Source organism: Streptomyces sp. JK94, assembly GCF_053613315.1.
Genome location: NZ_JBSICH010000026.1, coordinates 113,057 through 129,630, shown reverse-complemented (window position 1 = coordinate 129,630; position 16,574 = coordinate 113,057). Strand labels below are relative to the sequence as shown.

Genomic DNA, 16,574 nt, shown 5'->3' with positions numbered 1-16,574 from the left:
GCGGCGAGTAATCTGTATCGACGGCGTTCGGACCTTACCGAACTCCACCGAACCGTTCCCGGAGACCTCGTTGCCCAGCCCCTACCGCGCCCTGTTCGCCGCCCCCGGCGCCAAGGCCTTCTCGACCGCGGGCTTCCTCGGCCGGATGCCGCTGTCGATGATGGGCATCGGCGTGGTGACGATGATCTCGCAGCTCACCGGACGGTACGGACTGGCCGGGGCCCTGTCGGCCACCATCGCGCTCGCCGCCGCCGTGGCCGGACCTCAGGTCTCCCGTCTGGTCGACCGGTACGGCCAGCGGCGGGTACTGCGGCCGGCGACCCTGGTGTCGCTCACCGCGGCGGCCGTGCTGTTGCCGGCCGCGCACTACGGGTGGCCGGACTGGGTGCTGTTCGCCGCCTGTGTCGGCATCGGCTGCGTGCCGAGCGTCGGCGCGATGGTCAGGGCCCGCTGGGCGGCCCTGTACCGGGGCACCCCGCACCTGCACACCGCGTACTCCTTCGAGTCCGTGGTGGACGAGATCTGCTTCATCTTCGGGCCGATCATCTCCATCGGCCTGTCCACGGCCTGGTTCCCGGAGGCCGGACCGCTGCTCGCGGCCTGCTTCCTCGCGACGGGCGTGTTCTGGCTGACCGCGCAGCGCGCCACCGAGCCCGAGCCGCACCCGCGCGAGCACACGGGCGGCGGCACCGCGCTGCGCTCCCGGGGCCTTCAGGTCCTGGTCGGCACGTTCGTGGCCACGGGCACGATCTTCGGGGCCGTAGACGTCGTCACCGTGGCCTTCGCCGAGGAGGAGGGGCACAAGGCCGCCGCCAGTCTCGTACTCGCCCTGTACGCGGCGGGGTCGTGCACGGCGGCCATGGTCTTCGGGCTGCTCCGCTTCGCCGGGCCGCCCGAACGCCGCTGGCTGCTGGGCGTCTGTGCGATGGCCGTGAGTATGATCCCCCTCCTACTGGTCGGAAACCTGCTGTTTCTGGCCGCGGCGCTGTTCGTTGCGGGTCTGTCCATCGCTCCCACGATGATCACGACCATGTCCCTCATCGAAGAGCACGTACCACGCACGCAGCTCACCGAGGGCATGACCTGGGTGAGCACCGGACTCGCGGTCGGGGTCGCGCTCGGCTCCGCCGGGGGCGGCTGGGTGATCGACACCTCCGGGGCCCGTGCCGGGTACGGGGTTCCGGCGGTGGCCGGTGCCGTCGCGGTCGCGGTCGGTTTCCTCGGGTACCGCCGGCTCAAGCGGCCGGCTCCGCGTCGGGGAGGGACCGTTGAGCAGCACACGCACGGCGAGCGGAAAGACGAGCGGGAAGAACCGCACATGGCGTAACTGGGGCGGCACCGTCCGCGCGCGCCCCGCGCGGGAGGTCGCCCCCGCCTCCGTCGACGAACTGGCCGCAGCCGTCCGCGGGGCCGCCGAGGACGGACTGCGGGTCAAGGCCGTCGGCAGCGGGCACTCCTTCACGTCCATCGCCGCGACGGACGGTGTGCTGATACGCCCCCACCTGCTGACCGGCATCCGCGGCATCGACCGCGACGCCATGACCGTCACGGTCGAGGCGGGCACCCCGCTCAGGAGGCTCAACCTGGCCCTGGCGCGAGAGGGCCTGTCGCTGACGAACATGGGCGACATCATGGAGCAGACCGTGTCCGGCGCCATCGCCACCGGCACCCACGGCACGGGCCGCGACTCGGCGTCGATCGCCGCCCAGGTCCGGGGCCTGGAAATGGTCACGGCGGACGGCTCGGTACTGACCTGTTCCGCGCACGAGAACGGTGAGGTGTTCGCCGCCGCCCGGATCGGCCTGGGCGCGCTGGGCGTCGTGACCGCGATCACCTTCGCCGTCGAGCCGGTCTTCCTGCTCACGGCCCGCGAGGAGCCGATGCCGCTCCAGCGGGTGCTGGCCGACTTCGACGAACTGTGGGCGGAGAACGAGCACTTCGAGTTCTACTGGTTCCCCCACACCGGCAGCACCAACACCAAGCGCAACAACCGCAGCGCCGGCCCCGCGCGGCCGGTGGGCCGGCTCCAGGGCTGGTTCGAGGACGAGTTCCTGTCCAACGGCGTCTTCCAGGCGGCCAACCAGGTCGGCCGCCTGGTGCCCGCCGCCACCCCCGCGATCGCCCGGATCTCGAGCAGGGCGCTCTCCGCGCGGACGTACACGGACACCCCCTACAAGGTCTTCACGTCTCCGCGCCGGGTGCGGTTCGTGGAGATGGAGTACGCCGTTCCGCGTGCGGCCGTCGTCGAGGCGCTGCGCGAACTGAAGGCGATGGTCGACCGGTCGCGGCTCAGGATCAGCTTCCCGGTCGAGGTGCGCACCGCCCCGGCCGACGACATCACGCTGTCCACCGCCTCCGGCCGGGACAGCGCGTACATCGCCGTCCACATGTTCCGGGGAACGCCCCACCAGGCGTACTTCACCGCCGCCGAGCGGATCTTCACGGCTCACGAGGGGCGGCCGCACTGGGGCAAGCTGCACACCCGGGACGCGGAGTACTTCTCCCGGGTGTATCCGCGCTTCGGCGAGTTCACGGCGCTGCGGGACCGTCTTGATCCGGAGCGGCTGTTCCTGAACGACTACGTGCGCCGGGTTCTGGGCTCGTAGCCGAGGCGTCGGGGGCCGGGCTCGTGGTCTCGCCGGCGTCCTCCTCGCCCGTGGCGTCGGGTGTGGGCGTCGGGCTGGACGCCGTACCGCCGTCGTCGGGGGTGGAGCCGTCCGAGGGCGTGCTGTCGCCGGTCCCGCCCGGGGACCCGGACGGAGTGGCCGCCGGAGTGCCGGCCCCGGAACCGGAGTCCTCCGTCTCGTCGGCCCCGCCGGAGTCCTGGTCGTCCTGCCCGTCGTCGGAGCTGCCCGACTCCCCCGAGTCCACCGCCGACTGGTTTCGGCCGGACAGCGCGTCGCCCACGGTGGTGCTGTGGCCACCGCCGAGGTTCTGGCCGGAGGCGAGTTCGTACGAGGTGATCCCGGTCATGGCGATGCCGAAGACGAGGGCCGCCGCGACCACCGGGCGCTTCCAGCCCGTGGTCCGCGCGCGATGGAGGGTGCCCTCGGTGAACTCGCCCGGGGCCGGGCCCGTAGGCACTGCCGCGGCCGGAGCCGTCCGCCCACCGGCCCGCACGGCTCCGACGGTGCGCTTCTCCCGGAACTGCTCGCCGGTGCGCTTGAAGAAGTGCTGGAGGACCGAACCACCACAGGTCGCGACGACGCTGATCAGGCCGGCCCCCAGGATCGTGCCGTACACGCCGAAGGAGGAGGCGAGTTTGGCGGCCACCACCGCCGCCAGGGCACTGCTCGCGACCTGGGGCACGCTCAGGTCGATCCGCTTGTGCGTCCCCTCCGTGTGCGCATCCGTGTCACCTGCGTTCTCGGGCTTTTGACGCATCCCCGGACCTTGCCTGCCTTTCCCGTACGCGATCGATCAACTGCATGAGAAAGGGACGTGCGGACGAAACCATTAGTTCCGTTTCTGGCGATTGCGTGAAGTACGCCACGCCAAGATCGCCGGAACCGCTCCGGGGAGGGCAGAGCGGCACCCTTGCCGGAAAACGGACGGCGCGCCCATCCACGCACGTGGCCCGAATGGAGTACTGTGGCGAGCCCTGGGTCAAGCCTCCCGACAGGGGGTGCGGGACCCCGAAGGACCGCCGGGAGGGGGCTAGTTACTCTGGGTGACGAAGTTGGTCACTTAGCGTTGCGAACAGGTAACCGTGCCATAACGGCGATCCAGGGCCCCTGCCCGACACGCCGGGCAACTCGGCAAGGTTGTGGCAGGCTGCACCCGGGCAGGCCACACTCGACAGAGCGGAAGCAGCGACGCACGTGACGTCGGCAGGCACCACCCGGGAGGTCCCCATGCCCGAACTGCGTGTCGTGGCCGTCTCGAATGACGGCACACGGCTGGTGCTGAAAGCTGCGGACAGCACGGAGTACACGCTTCCGATCGACGAGCGGCTCCGGGCCGCCGTGCGCGGCGACCGTCCCCGCCTCGGCCAGATCGAGATCGAGGTGGAGAGCCATCTCCGCCCCCGCGACATCCAGGCGCGCATACGAGCCGGCGCGACCGCGGAAGAGGTCGCCCAGATGGCCGGCATCCCCGTCGATCGCGTACGGCGCTTCGAGGGTCCGGTGCTGGCCGAGCGCGCCTTCATGGCGGAGCGGGCCCGCAAGACCCCCGTCCGCCGTCCCGGCGAGAACTCCGGTCCGCCCCTCGGCGAGGCCGTCCAGGAGCGGCTGCTGCTGCGCGGCGCCGACAAGGACACCGTCCAGTGGGACTCCTGGCGCCGCGACGACGGCACCTGGGAGGTCCTGCTGGTCTACCTGGTCGCGGGCGAACCGCACTCGGCGAGCTGGACGTACGACCCGCCCCGGCGGCTCGTCCAGGCGGTCGACTCGGAGGCACGCGCGCTGATCGGCGAGTCGGAGGATCTCGCCGCGGCCGAGCCCAGCTTCCCGTTCGTCCCGCGCATCGCACGGCTGCCGCGCGACCGGCCCCTGGACCGCACCCTCGACCGGGAGCAGCGGGAGCGGCCGAGCCTGCCCCCGCCGCCGTCCGAGCCTGCCGAGGAGACCGCCGTCACGGCCTCGGCCGAACGCGACTCGCTCACCAGCCTCCTGGAGGCGGTGCCGAGTTTCCGGGGCGACCTGGTGGTCCCCGAGCGCGCCGTGGAGCCGGCGGACGAGCCCGTCGAGGAGCCCGAGGTGGAGGAGGCTCCGGCGCCCGCGGCGTCGGCCGGTTCCGCCTACGCCGACGTGCTCATGCCCCGTTCGGTGGCCAGCCACCGCGACCGCCTGACCGGCTCCACCGACCGGCAGGCGGAGGCCGACGGCGTCCGGCCGGGCCGCCGGGCGGCGGTACCGAGCTGGGACGAGATCGTGTTCGGGACGCGGCGCAAGAAGCAGGAGTAAGAGGTCGCACAGATAGGCAGGTGGGGGAGTCCCTGGCGACAAGGCGGACACCGGTCCTGGTGATCACGAAGTTGCGACGCTCTGTGATCACTGGGCAGACCTGCGCACGTGTTGCCGCCATGCTCGAGTCTGAGCCCAGGTGGTGGCCGGTTTCAGCTGAGGGTTTCGCCGTCGTCGATGGTGATGTATCTGACCGGTGACGTAGTTGTTGACCATGGGGAAGAGGGCCGCGGCGGCGGCTTCCTCGGTGGTGCCGAAGGCGACCGAGGGGAGCGGTCGATCCGGGGTGGCGGCGATCGCGCGACCTCCTGGCAGAGCCGCACGCGCGAGGTCGCCGAGGTCAGTGGTGTGGTCGGCGTAGCCCTGCGATGAGCAGTTCGGTCATCCGGCGTGCGTCGTAGCGGGGATCGCTGTCCGCGCCGATGCAGAGGTTACCGACGCCACGCATGAGCTGATACGCGTCGATGTCGGGGCGGATCTCGCCGGCGACGGCTGCGGCTTCGAGCAGTTCGGTGCAGACGGGTAGGAGACGGTCGAGGAAGTAGGCATGCAGCGCCTCGAAGCCGGCGTTGTCGGCCTGTAGCACAGAGGCAAGTCCGTGTTTGGCCACCAGGAAATCGACGAAGAGGTTGATCCACTTCCCTAGGGCTGTGTGCGGAGAACTAGTCGCCAGGAGGGCCGGACCGGCATCGGCGCAGGCGTCGACTTGATGCCGGTAGACGCCGATGACGAGGTCCGCTCGCGTCGGGAAGTGGCGGTAGATCGTCCCCAGCCCGACGCCCGCCTTGGCCGCGATGTCGCGTACCGGCGCGTCCACTCCTGACGTGACGAAGACCGCGGCGGCCGCATCGAGCAGGGTTTCCTTGTTACGTCGGGCATCCTTCCGCCCAGACGGGGCCGCCAGTCCTGCGCCCTCGCAGCTGTCGCTCACCACGCGTTCCTTCCACTCACCGCTTGCAAAAACGGAACCATGTTCCGTATCATTCCGGAACGAGGTTCCGTTTTGCTCATACTGCCAGAGCAGGAACCCGGTAACCAAGCCATGTAATGCACCACGCTTCCCCCATGAGGAGACACGGTCATGCAGTACCGCACCTTGGGCCGCACCGGTGTGCAGGTCAGCACCCTCGCGCTCGGCGCGATGAACTTCGGAAAGATCGGGCGCACCACCCAGGACGAGGTCACCGCCATCGTCGACGCCGCGCTGGAGGCGGGGATCAACCTGATCGACACTGCCGACGTGTACAGCGGCGGCGAGTCGGAGGAGATGGTCGGCAAGGCCATCGCCGGGCGCCGCGACGACATCGTGCTGGCCACGAAAGCGACCATGCCGATGGGCGACGAGCGCAACCGCCAGGGCAGTTCGCGCCGCTGGCTGGTCACCGCGCTGGAGGACAGCCTGCGTCGGCTCGGCGTCGACCACGTCGACCTTTACCAGATCCACCGGTGGGATCCGAACACCAGCGACGAGGAGACCCTGTCAGCGTTGACCGACCTGCAGCGCGCGGGAAAGATCCGCTACTTCGGCTCCTCGACCTTTCCCGCCTACCGCATCGTGCAAGCCCAGTGGGCCGCCCGCGAGCACCACTTGAGCCGTTACGTCACCGAACAGCCCAGCTACTCGATCCTGCAACGCGGCGTCGAGACCCATGTGCTGCCCGTGACAGAGCAGTACGGGCTCGGCGTCCTGGTATGGAGCCCACTGGCCTCGGGCTGGCTGTCGGGCGCGATCCGCGAGGGCAGGGACATCACCACCAGCCGCTCAACGTTCATGCCGCAACGCTTCGACACCACCACCCCCTCCAACCGGGCCAGGCTCGACGCCGTCGAGCGGCTGGCCGGAGTCGCCGACGACGCCGGCCTGACGATGATCCAGCTCGCGCTCGGCTTCGTGACCGCGCACCCCGGCGTGACCAGCGCGCTCATCGGCCCCCGGACGCCGGACCACCTGCACTCGCAGCTCGCCGCCGCAGACACCAAGCTCCCCACCGACGTACTCGACGCGATCGACGCCATCGTCGCCCCCGGCGCCGACCTCGCCGCACACGAGAAGAACGACACCCCGCCCGCGCTGCTCGACCCGTCCCTGCGGCGACGCTGATCGTCCCAGCGACAGCCTCCATCCTCTGGCGCGACATCACGAAGCTGCAGCAGTAGACGGCGACAGCACATTCCGCTTCATAGTCTGCCTATGGGACTTCCATCACCTGGCGGCCCATCAATAATCCGCCGCGCTCACGCAGACAGACGGCGTGGGAAGTCCCCGGCGACAAGGCGGGCCCAGGACCCGGTGATCATGGAGTTGCGACGCTCTGTGATCACTGGGGGACCTGTGCCCGTGCTTCCATCATGGCTGACTGACCCGGTCTGGGACCAATTCGCGGCGTTCTTGCCTGAGCGCCCTACGGTCGATCCGTCCCACCCGCTGGGGTGCCACCGCCGCCGCATCAGCGACCGGATCGTGTTCGACAAGCTGTTGCAGCTTCTGCGCTTCGGCTGCTCCTACCAGGCGATCTCCGACACGACCTGCTCGGCGACCACCATCCGCAACCGCCGCGACGAGTGGATCCGGCTCGGCATCTTCGCCCGGCTCAAACAGATCATGCTGGAGTCCTACGACCGGATCGTCGGGCTCGTGCTCGACCAGATCGCCATCGACGGCTCCATCACCAAGGCCCCCGGCGGCGGCGAGGTCGCCGGGCCCTCACCGGTCGATCGCGGCAAGCAGGGCTTGAAACGCTCAGGCATGACAGATGGTTACGGGATCCCACTCGGCCGGGTCCTGGCCGGGGCGAACCGCCACGACTCACCGCTTCTCGCGCCGACCCTGGACCTGCTGGACGACCTCGGGCCGCTGCCCGACGACATCACAGTCCATCTGGACGCCGGCTACGACTCGGACATTAGCCGCACCGAACTCGCCGCCCGCAACCTGCACGGCCGCATCGCGCACAAGGGTGAGAAGGCGCCGATCCAGGCGAGCCAGCGGTGGCATGTCGAGCGCACGCACGCCTGGCAGAATGCCTTCCACCGCCTTGCCCGCTGCTACGAGCGCCGTGCGACCGTCATCAACGCCTTCTTCGACCTCGCGGACACGATCATCACCATCCGTAGCCTGATCCGCCGAGCCTGGACCACCCACCGCTGGGACGACCGCCCCAAGCGACGCCCATGAGCGCCCGCCGATCTGCGGGAGCTCCAAGGGGTTCTTTTCCGACCCGGGGGCCGGGCCGCACACACGGGTGGGGTGTGCGGCCCGGCCCCCGGGTCGTCCGGCCTCCGCGGGTGGGTCGGCTTCGCGGCGGGCTCGGGCCCTGCGCGTCCGGACTGCCGCCGGTCCGGACTGCCGCGGGTGCGGGCCACCGCGGTCCGGTCTCCTGTGCGCCCGAACTGCCGCGGGTCCGGTCTCCTGTACGTCCGGACTACTGCGGGTCCGGTCCCACGGCCACCGGTCGCGCCGGGTCCGACGACCACTCCGACCACGAACCCGCGTACAGCGCCGCCGGAATACCCGCCACCGCCAGCGCCAGCACCTCGTGGGCCGCCGACACGCCCGAGCCGCAGTAGACGCCGACCGCACCGTCCGCCGAGGCGCCGAGGGTCTCGAACCGTGCCCGGAGTTCCTCCGCGGGCCGGAGGCGGCCGTCCTGCCCCACGTTGTCCGTCGTCGGCGCCGACACGGCGCCCGGGATGTGCCCGCCGACCGGATCAATCGGTTCCACCTCGCCCCGGTACCGCTCCCCCGCCCGGGCGTCGAGCAGCAGCCCCGACCGGGCCAGCGCCGCGGCCCCGTCCGCGTCCAGCAGCCCGGCAGCACCCGGCTCCGGGGTGAAGTCGCCCTCCGCGAGAGCGGGAGCCTCCGTCGACAGCGGCCCCCGCCACGCCGGCAACCCGCCGTCGAGCACCCGCACGTTCGGGTGACCCGTCCAGCACAGCAGCCACCAGGCGCGGGCCGCCGCCCATCCCTGTCCACCGTCGTAGACGACGACCGGCCGGCCGGACGACACGCCCGCACGGCGCATCGCCGCGCCGAACTCCGCCACCTCGGGCAGCGGATGCCGGCCCCTGACGCCGGGCGCGGAGGCGAGTTCCCTGTCCAGGTCGACGAAGACGGCACCGGGCAGGTGCCCGGCCGCGTACGCGGCCCGGCCGTCGAACGGCGCGGCGCCGGCCGCCTTGGCCGTGCTCAACTGCCAGCGGACGTCGAGCAGGACCGGCGGGTCCTCGCCCGCCAGTGCCTCGCCGAGTTCGGATGCGGAGATGATGGCGTTCATGGCTTCCATCCTGGCGTACCGAGTGGCCGATGTGCCGATGTCGGGCTACTCTGCCCGCCGGACAGTACCGATCACGAGGCGTATGGGTTCGGGCACATGCTGTACTACCCGTACAGCCCGGGCCGCCCCACGGGCGCGCCGAAGCGCGCGGCACCGGATCCGGTGCCGGCATCGGCGCGAAGGTCCGTCAGAGCGGAATCCGTCAGGCGGAAGCGGACGCACGGCCCGCGCAGGGCCGAGAAGAGAGTGACGATGACCGACGCACGGGGGTCGGCAGGCCGGTACGACGAGACGAACGCCCGGCACACACCCGGCACACCCTGCTGGGTGAGTCTGATGGTGCACGGGCCGGCCACGACCCACGACTTCTACGGAGCCCTGTTCGGCTGGGAGTTCCAGCCCGGCCCGCAGCAACTGGGCCCCTACGCACGGGCCCTGATCGACGGACGCGAGGTGGCGGGCATCGGCCAACTGCCCCCGGACCGGCAGCTCCCCATCGCCTGGACGCCCTACTTCGCCTCCGCCGACGTCAACCGGACGGCCGAAACGGTACGCCTGTGCGGTGGCACGATCGGTGTGGGCCCACTGGACGCGGGCGAGGCCGGCCGCATGGCCATCGGCTCCGACCCGGCGGGCGCCGTCTTCGGCGTCTGGCAGGCCGCGGCGCACCTCGGCACGGCCGTGACGGGCGTGCCCGGCACCCCGGCGTGGAACGAGCTGGTGACCTACGAATCGGCGGGCGTCGCCAAGTTCTACGAGACCGTGTTCGGCTTCGATCCGGTGCCGGAGGTGTCCGCCGGCTCCGACCACGTGACGCTGCGCCTCGACGGCCGCCCCGTCGCCGGCATCCACGGCGTCGGCCAGGCACTGCCCCGCGACCGCGGGCCGCACTGGATCACGTACTTCGAGGTGGCCGACGTGGAGGAGTCCCTGGAGCGCCTCGCCGGGCTGGGCGGCCACGTCCTCGGGCCGGCCCGGGACACCGTCCACGGCCGGGTGGCGACGGTGGCCGACCCGGAGGGCGCCCGCTTCTCGCTGCTGCAGGGCCGGCGCGGTGACACCGGAGCCCCGTAGGAGGGCCGGTCCCCCGGCCGGGGCTCGGCCCGGCCGGTGGCGGGGCCCGGCGGGTGGCGGGCCCGATCGCGGTGAACGAGGGCGGGCTCGGTGATCGAAGGACGGGCGCGGTGGACGAGGGGCGGGCGGCGGGCGGATCAGGCGCGAGCGACCGGCAGAACGTCCGGCGAGAGGGCGCCGGCCCGCGCCGAGGCGCTGGTCATCCTGCGCCGGTGGTGCCGTCGGCACAGCACTTCGTAACCGATCTCGTCGGGGGACTGTGCCACGTCGCCGACCACGACCTGGGCGCCCTCGACGACCATGACGCCGCCCACGGTGCGGGCGTTGTGCGTGGCGCGGGCGCCGCACCAGCACAGGGCCTCGACCTGGAGCACCTCGACGCGGTCGGCGAGTTCGACCAGCCGCTGGGAGCCGGGGAACAGCTTGGAGCGGAAGTCGGTGGTGATGCCGAAGGCGTACACGTCGACGTCGAGGTCGTCGACCACGCGTGCGAGCTGGTCGATCTGGCCGGGCGCGAGGAACTGCGCCTCGTCCGCGATCACGTAGTCGACGCGTCCGCCCCGCGTGAGGTGGTCGACGACGTACGCGTACAGGTCCCGCCCGTCCTCGACCTCCACCGCGTCGGTGACGAGGCCGAGGCGGGAGGAGAGCTTGCCCTCGCCCGCACGGTCGTCGCGGGTGAAGATCATGCCGGCCAGGCCGCGTGCCGAGCGGTTGTGCTCGATCTGGAGAGCCAGCGTCGACTTCCCGCAGTCCATCGTTCCGGAGAAGAAGACCAGCTCGGACATGAGGGGTTGAGCACCTTTCGGCAGCGAGGCGGAGGTTCGCGGGGTGTCAGGAGCGTACTTCGAGCAGGGGGACGAGTTGTTCGGCAGGGGTCATCGACCCGTGGTTGCCGACCATCACCGACTCCTTCGGCTCCCGCTCCGAGGCGATGAGCAGGACGTCGTCCCGCGCGGCGGCGACCACGTCGCCGATGCGGTCGTACACCCGGTCGTCGACGCGGGGGCCGAACCAGCCCGCCGTGATCGCCTCGTCCCGCGAGGCCACCCAGAACTGCTCGCCGAGCACCTCGCGCCAGCAGGTCAGCACGTCGTCGTGCGCGCCGGGAACGGCGTACACGTGCCGGGCACGGCCCTCGCCGCCGAGGAGGGCGACACCCGCCTTGAGCTCCCAGTCCTCGTCGAAGTCGATGCGGTGGTCCTCGTCGAAGGGGACGTCGATCATGCCGTGGTCGGCCGTGACGTACAGGGCGCTGCGCGGCGGCAGCTGCTCGGCGAGACGCTGGACGAGGCGGTCGACGTGCGCGAGCTGGCCGCGCCAGGTGTCGGAGTCGACGCCGAAGCGGTGGCCGGCGCCGTCGACCTCGGCGTAGTACGTGTAGACGAGGGCACGGTCCGCGCCGGCCAGCTGCTCGGCGGCGAGGTCCATCCGGTCCTCGCCGGACAGCCGGCCGTGGAAGGTGCCGCCGCTGAGCGCGACCTTGGTCAGCGGGGTGTTCTCGAAGGTCGGCGAGGAGACCTGGGCGGCGTGCACGCCCGCCTCGTGGGCGAGGCGGAAGACGGTGGGGTACGGCTGCCAGGCGCCCGGCGCCGTCCACGGCCGCCAGCGCAGCTGGTTCATCAGCTCCCCGGTGGCGGGGTCGCGCACGGTGTAGCCGGGCAGGCCGTGGGCGCCCGGCGGCAGGCCTGTGCCGACGGAGGCGAGGGAGGTCGCGGTGGTCGCCGGGTACCCGGCGGTGATCGGGCGCCCCGTGCCGCCGCGTGAGCTGCTCAGCAGCGAACTCATGAAGGGGGCGTCCTCCGGGTGGGCGCGCAGTTGCTCCCAGCCGAGGCCGTCGATCAGGAAGACGCAGTTCCGGTCGGCGGGGGTCAGTTCGGTGATGCCGGCGGTCATACCGGGGACGCCGAGGCCGGCGGCCAGGGTGGGCAGCAGGTCGGCGAGCGAACCGGCACCGTACTCGGGCACGGGGGCGGAGTCGACGGGGAGCGGTTCCGGGGTGGTGTCCCAGGCTGCGGGCTGCGTCATCAGCGGGTGGAGTCCGCGGTCGCCTCGGAGAGGGCCTGGGCGAAGACGAGTGCCTGGCGCACCGTCTCCGGCCCGTCCCCTGCCTCGCTGACGCGCAGACTGAGATCGTCGGCGGTCGAGCTGCCGGTGTAACCGTGGTCGGCCTCGCAGTTGGGGTCGCCGCAGGCGGCGGGCTCCAGGTCGAGGCGGGAGACGGCGCCCCAGCCGATGGTCAGCACGATCTCGCGGGGCAGCGTGCCCGGCTTGTACTGCTCCGGGTTGGCGACCACGCGGCTCACGACGATGGACGAGATCCTGCCGAGCTTCACGGACTCCGTGGAGGTCGTGGCGTACGGCGTCGGGGAGGTGTCGTCGGCGGCCTGCTCGTCGGTGTGGCTGACGATGAAGCGGTTGCCGGTGAGCACGAGCACGGTGACGTGCCGGCGCACCTCGTTCTGGTCGAACGTCGTCTCCTGGTGGACCAGGTACGACCGGACGGGCTCGCCGCCCACAGCGGCCTCCACCGCCTCGGCCACGAGGGCCGGGTAGTAGCCGCTGCGCTCGATCGCCGCTCGCAGCCCCTGGGTCGTCGTACTGGTCTTGGCCATGCCGTCCATCCTACGGGGGCGCACTGACTGCGCGGCACGCTCGTGCGGCTCCCGTCCCGGACCGTGGGAGGTCAGTACGCCGGCAGGGTCCGCGGGCCCAGGTCGTCCCGGGCCGGAGGGGGCGCGAGGCGGACGGAGGCGCTGAGGGCACTCAGGCCGCGCGGGGCGACGACGACCGGTTCCAGGGTGACCGCGACGACCTCCGGATGGTCGTCGACCAGCCGGGACACCCGCAGCAGCAGCTCCTCCAGGGCGGCGGAGTCGACGGGGGCCGAACCGCGCCAGCCGAAGAGGAGGGGGGCCGTGCGGATCGAGCGGATGAGCGAGCCGGCCTCCCGGTCGGTGACCGGGATCAGCCGGTGCGCCATGTCGCCGAGGAGCTGGGTGGCGGCCCCGGCGAGCCCGAAGGAGAGCACCGCTCCGGCCGCCGGGTCGATGACCGCCCGTACGACGGTGTCGACACCGCGCGGGGCCATGCCCTGCACCACCGGACGCAGCTCCGCGGGCTTGCCGAACAGCTCGGCCAACTCGGCGTAGGCCCGTCGCAGCTGCTCCTCGTCCGCCAGGTCCAGGCGTACGCCGCCCAGGTCGGCGCGGTGGCGCAGGTGCGGGGCGGTGGCCTTGAGGGCGACGGGGTAGCCGATGGTCCGCGCGGCGGCCGCGGCGTCTTCGGGGGTGGGGGCGGGCAGCGCGTGGTGGACGTGGATGCCGTACCTGCCGAGCAGCTCGCAGGTCTCCTCGGTGCCGAGTGTGAGCCCCTGCCCGCGCGCGAGGTGCCCCGCTATCAGCTCGGCGGCGCCCTTCTCGTCGATGTCCTCGTACTCCGGCACCTTGCCGGGGTCGGCGGCGTCGCGGCGCCACTGGGCGTAGGCGACGGCCTGGGCGAGGGCGCGCACGGCGCGTTCGGCGGCGGGGTAGGCGGGGATGAGGCGGAGCCCCTCGGGGCCTTCACCGGGCTCGGCGGCGGCAACCGGCGCGGGGGGCGGGGGCGTCCGGGGACCGGTGGCCGGGTGCGTGCCCGGCCCGGAGGGCGGGGGTGTCCGCGGCTCGGTGGCGGCCTCGGGCGTGAGCGGCACGGAGGGCGGGGGTGTCCGCGGCTCGGTGGCGGCCTCGGGCGTGGTCGGATCGGTGGGGGCGGGCGCGTGGGACGCGGGAGAGGCGGCCTCTTGGTGCTCGGCGGTCGGCGAAGCCCCCTGAGGGGTGGGCGGCGGGGCAGCCCGGGGGCCGGCGGGCGGTGTGGTCTGCGGTGCCGTGCTCGCCGCCGCGGACAGGGCCTCCGCCAGGCCGCCCAGCTCCACGTGCACCACGAGGACCGGCTTGGCGGGCACCGTGGCCGCCGCCGAACGCAGGGCCTTGGCCAGCGCGGCGTCCCCGGCCGACCCCTCCCCCACCGCCGGGATGGCGGTCACCACCACCGCGTCGCAGGTGTCGTCGGCCAGCGCCCGGGCCAGGGCCGCGTGGAAGTCGTCGGCCGAGGCCGCCGTCGTCAGGTCCACCGGAGGATGCGGCCGCAGCCCTTCGGAGAGACACGCGTCGTACGTCAGCAGGCCCAGTGACTCGGAGTTCCCCAGGATCGCCACCCTCGGTCCGGCGGGCAGTGGCTGGCGGGCGAGCAGCAGTCCCGCGTCGACCAGGTCGGTGATCGTGTCGACCCGGATCACGCCGGCCTGCCTGAGCAGCGCGGAGACCGTCGCGTGCGGCAGCCGTGTCGCCCGTACGGCGTGTCCCTGCGGTGCCACCCCGCCGTGCCGGGCCCCCTGGACGACGACCAGCGGCTTGACGGCCGCCGTCCGCCGGGCCAGGCGGGTGAACTTGCGCGGGTTGCCGATGGACTCCAGGTACATCAGCGCGACGTCGGTCTCCGGGTCGTCGTACCAGTACTGCAGGACGTCGTTGCCGGAGACGTCGGCCCGGTTGCCGGACGAGACAAAAGTCGACACACCCGTCACACCCGTCACACCCGTCACACCGGTGACCCCGCCACCGCGCCGGTGCAGCCGGGACAGCAGGGCGATGCCGATGGCACCGGACTGGGCGAACAGGCCGATCCGGCCGGGGCGCGGCATCTCGGGGGCGAGGGAGGCGTTGAGCCGCACGTCCGAGGAGGTGTTGATGACCCCGAAGGCGTTGGGCCCGATGATCCGCATGCCGTACGTGCGCGCCTGCCGCACCAGCGCGCGCTGGCGTTCGCGTCCCTCGGGGCCGCTGTCGGCGTATCCGGCGGAGACCACCACCAGACCCTGTACACCGTGCTCCCCGCACTCGGTGACGACGTCGGGGACCTGCTCGGCGGGCACGGTGACGACGGCGAGGTCGACGGGTCCGTCGATGCCACGTACGCGGCGACGGGCCGGCACCCCGTCGAGATCCTGCCGGTCCTCGGAAAAGGCCCTGTTCACGGCGTAGAGCCGGCCGGTGTAGCCCGCGTCGCGGATGTTGCCGAGGATGCTGCGGCCGACGCCGCCCGGGGTGCGGCCGGCGCCGATGACCGCCACGGAGCCGGGTTGCAGCAGCCGCTGGACGGAGCGCGCCTCCGCGCGGTGCTCGCGCGCGTACTGCACGGCGAGCGAGCGGTCGGTGGGTTCGAGGTCGAACTCGAGGCGGACCACGCCGTCCTCGAAGCTGCGCTTCTGGGTGTACCCGGCGTCCATGAAGACCTTGATCATCTTGGTGTTGGCGGGCAGCACCTCGGCGGCGAAGCGGCGGATGCCGCGCTCGCGGGCGACGGCGGCGATGTGCTCCAGGAGCGCCGAGGCGACGCCGCGTCCCTGGTGGGCGTCCTGGACGAGGAAGGCGACCTCGGCCTCGTCCGCCGGTGCGGGAGCGGGTGTCCCGCCGGTGCCGATCCGGTCGTAGCGTACGGTGGCGACGAACTCGCCGCCGATGGTGGCCGCGAGTCCCACCCGGTCCACAAAGTCGTGGTGCGTGAAGCGGTGGACGTCCTTGGCGGACAGGCGAGGGTACGGCGCGAAGAAGCGGTAGTACTTCGACTCGTCGGAGACCTGCTCGTAGAAGCTGACCAGGCGCTCGGCGTCATCAACGGTGATGGGGCGGACGCGCGCGGTGCCGCCGTCGCGCAGCACCACGTCGGCTTCCCAGTGGGCGGGGTACTCGTGCCGGTCCGACGAGGTCTGCATGGGCCCCAGAGTACGGCTCGCGTACGACAGCGGCGCGGGGCAGTCTGTGGAGGACGGAAGGTCGGGCCGAGGCCGCGGTCCGACGGCCACACGGGGCGGCGCACAGCCGTCCCGGCACGCTTCACGATGTGGGAAACTGGTCTAGACAAGAGTGGTCTAGACAACATCAGACCCCCCTGAACACCTGAAGGGCAGCATCACATGGCTGAGCGCCGCGTCAACGTCGGCTGGGCCGAGGGTCTCCACGCCCGCCCCGCCTCCATCTTCGTCCGAGCCGCCACGGCCACAGGCGTCCCGGTCACGATCGCCAAGGCCGACGGTTCGCCCGTCAACGCGGCCTCCATGCTGGCCGTCCTGGGCCTCGGCGCCCAGGGTGGCGAGGAGATCGTGCTCGCCTCCGACGCCGAGGGCGCGGACGCCGCCCTGGACCGGCTGGCGAAGCTGGTCTCCGACGGTCTCGAGGAGCTTCCCGAGACCGTCTGACCGACGGCACCACCGGAAAGGCCCGCCCGGACACCGGGCGGGCCTTTCGTTTCACTTTTCCCCGGTAATCCATTCGCCTTTCAC

The 16,574-nt window shown here is 72.1% G+C and carries 14 protein-coding genes; 7 read left to right on the top strand and 7 right to left on the bottom strand.

The window, feature by feature from the left end; translation table 11 throughout:
- Positions 1–70: 70 nt before the first annotated feature.
- Both ACVV2G_RS23325 and ACVV2G_RS23320 read left to right on the top strand, forming a co-directional pair.
- Positions 71–1,327, top strand: a complete 1,257-nt coding sequence (locus ACVV2G_RS23325; RefSeq protein ID WP_453844695.1) for an MFS transporter — start codon at positions 71–73, stop codon at positions 1,325–1,327.
- Complete coding sequence (locus ACVV2G_RS23320; RefSeq protein WP_453844694.1) at positions 1,269–2,606, top strand: D-arabinono-1,4-lactone oxidase; 1,338 nt, start codon at positions 1,269–1,271, stop codon at positions 2,604–2,606. Before ACVV2G_RS23325 ends, ACVV2G_RS23320 begins: the two co-directional genes overlap by 59 nt.
- Here the strand turns inward: ACVV2G_RS23320 and ACVV2G_RS23315 are convergent.
- Complete coding sequence (locus tag ACVV2G_RS23315) at positions 2,530–3,384, bottom strand: hypothetical protein (protein ID WP_453844693.1); 855 nt, start codon at positions 3,382–3,384, stop codon at positions 2,530–2,532. The two genes, ACVV2G_RS23320 and ACVV2G_RS23315, sit on opposite strands and share 77 nt — an antisense overlap.
- Before the next feature lie 470 nt (positions 3,385–3,854).
- Between ACVV2G_RS23315 and sepH the strand changes: the two genes are divergently transcribed.
- A complete protein-coding gene (gene sepH / locus ACVV2G_RS23310) occupies positions 3,855–4,907 on the top strand; it encodes a septation protein SepH (RefSeq protein ID WP_453844692.1) in 1,053 nt (350 codons plus the stop codon).
- 340 nt (positions 4,908–5,247) lie between these two features.
- On the opposite strand, the gene ACVV2G_RS23305 is transcribed toward sepH, so the two are convergent.
- The gene (locus ACVV2G_RS23305) at positions 5,248–5,838 is read right to left on the bottom strand and encodes a TetR/AcrR family transcriptional regulator (RefSeq protein WP_453844691.1); all 591 of its coding nucleotides are present in this window, start codon (positions 5,836–5,838) and stop codon (positions 5,248–5,250) included.
- Between the two features lie 150 nt (positions 5,839–5,988).
- Between ACVV2G_RS23305 and ACVV2G_RS23300 the strand changes: the two genes are divergently transcribed.
- A complete protein-coding gene (locus tag ACVV2G_RS23300; protein ID WP_309032744.1) occupies positions 5,989–7,008 on the top strand; it encodes an aldo/keto reductase in 1,020 nt (339 codons plus the stop codon).
- 231 nt (positions 7,009–7,239) lie between these two features.
- Positions 7,240–8,082: an IS5 family transposase gene (locus ACVV2G_RS23295; RefSeq protein ID WP_453844690.1), complete on the top strand. Its 843-nt coding sequence runs from the start codon at positions 7,240–7,242 to the stop codon at positions 8,080–8,082.
- Between the two features lie 247 nt (positions 8,083–8,329).
- Here the strand turns inward: ACVV2G_RS23295 and ACVV2G_RS23290 are convergent, their stop codons facing one another.
- The gene (locus tag ACVV2G_RS23290) at positions 8,330–9,181 is read right to left on the bottom strand and encodes a sulfurtransferase (protein ID WP_453844689.1); all 852 of its coding nucleotides are present in this window, start codon (positions 9,179–9,181) and stop codon (positions 8,330–8,332) included.
- A 252-nt stretch (positions 9,182–9,433) separates the two neighbouring features.
- On the opposite strand from ACVV2G_RS23290, the gene ACVV2G_RS23285 reads away from it, so the two are divergent.
- On the top strand, positions 9,434–10,255 hold the full coding sequence (locus ACVV2G_RS23285) for a VOC family protein (RefSeq protein ID WP_453844688.1): 822 nt from the start codon (positions 9,434–9,436) through the stop codon (positions 10,253–10,255).
- A gap of 137 nt (positions 10,256–10,392) precedes the next feature.
- On the opposite strand, the gene ACVV2G_RS23280 is transcribed toward ACVV2G_RS23285, so the two are convergent.
- From ACVV2G_RS23280 to ACVV2G_RS23265, 4 genes are all read right to left on the bottom strand, one after another.
- Positions 10,393–11,043 carry a thymidine kinase gene (locus ACVV2G_RS23280; protein ID WP_453844687.1) on the bottom strand — a complete coding sequence of 217 codons (651 nt, stop codon included), beginning with the start codon at positions 11,041–11,043 and terminating at the stop codon, positions 10,393–10,395.
- Positions 11,044–11,089: 46 nt separating this feature from the next.
- Positions 11,090–12,283: an alkaline phosphatase family protein gene (locus ACVV2G_RS23275; RefSeq protein ID WP_453844686.1), complete on the bottom strand. Its 1,194-nt coding sequence runs from the start codon at positions 12,281–12,283 to the stop codon at positions 11,090–11,092.
- Entirely contained in the window at positions 12,283–12,879 is a 597-nt protein-coding gene (locus tag ACVV2G_RS23270) for a DUF5998 family protein (RefSeq protein ID WP_453844741.1), read from the bottom strand. The genes ACVV2G_RS23275 and ACVV2G_RS23270 overlap by 1 nt, the downstream gene beginning before the upstream one ends.
- Positions 12,880–12,941: 62 nt before the next feature.
- Positions 12,942–16,007 (bottom strand): bifunctional acetate--CoA ligase family protein/GNAT family N-acetyltransferase, encoded by a 3,066-nt coding sequence (locus tag ACVV2G_RS23265; RefSeq protein ID WP_453844685.1) that lies wholly within the window; start codon positions 16,005–16,007, stop codon positions 12,942–12,944.
- 201 nt (positions 16,008–16,208) lie between these two features.
- Here ACVV2G_RS23265 and ACVV2G_RS23260 point away from each other — a divergent pair, with 201 nt between their 5' ends.
- A complete protein-coding gene (locus tag ACVV2G_RS23260) occupies positions 16,209–16,490 on the top strand; it encodes an HPr family phosphocarrier protein (protein WP_453844684.1) in 282 nt (93 codons plus the stop codon).
- Positions 16,491–16,574 lie beyond the last annotated feature (84 nt).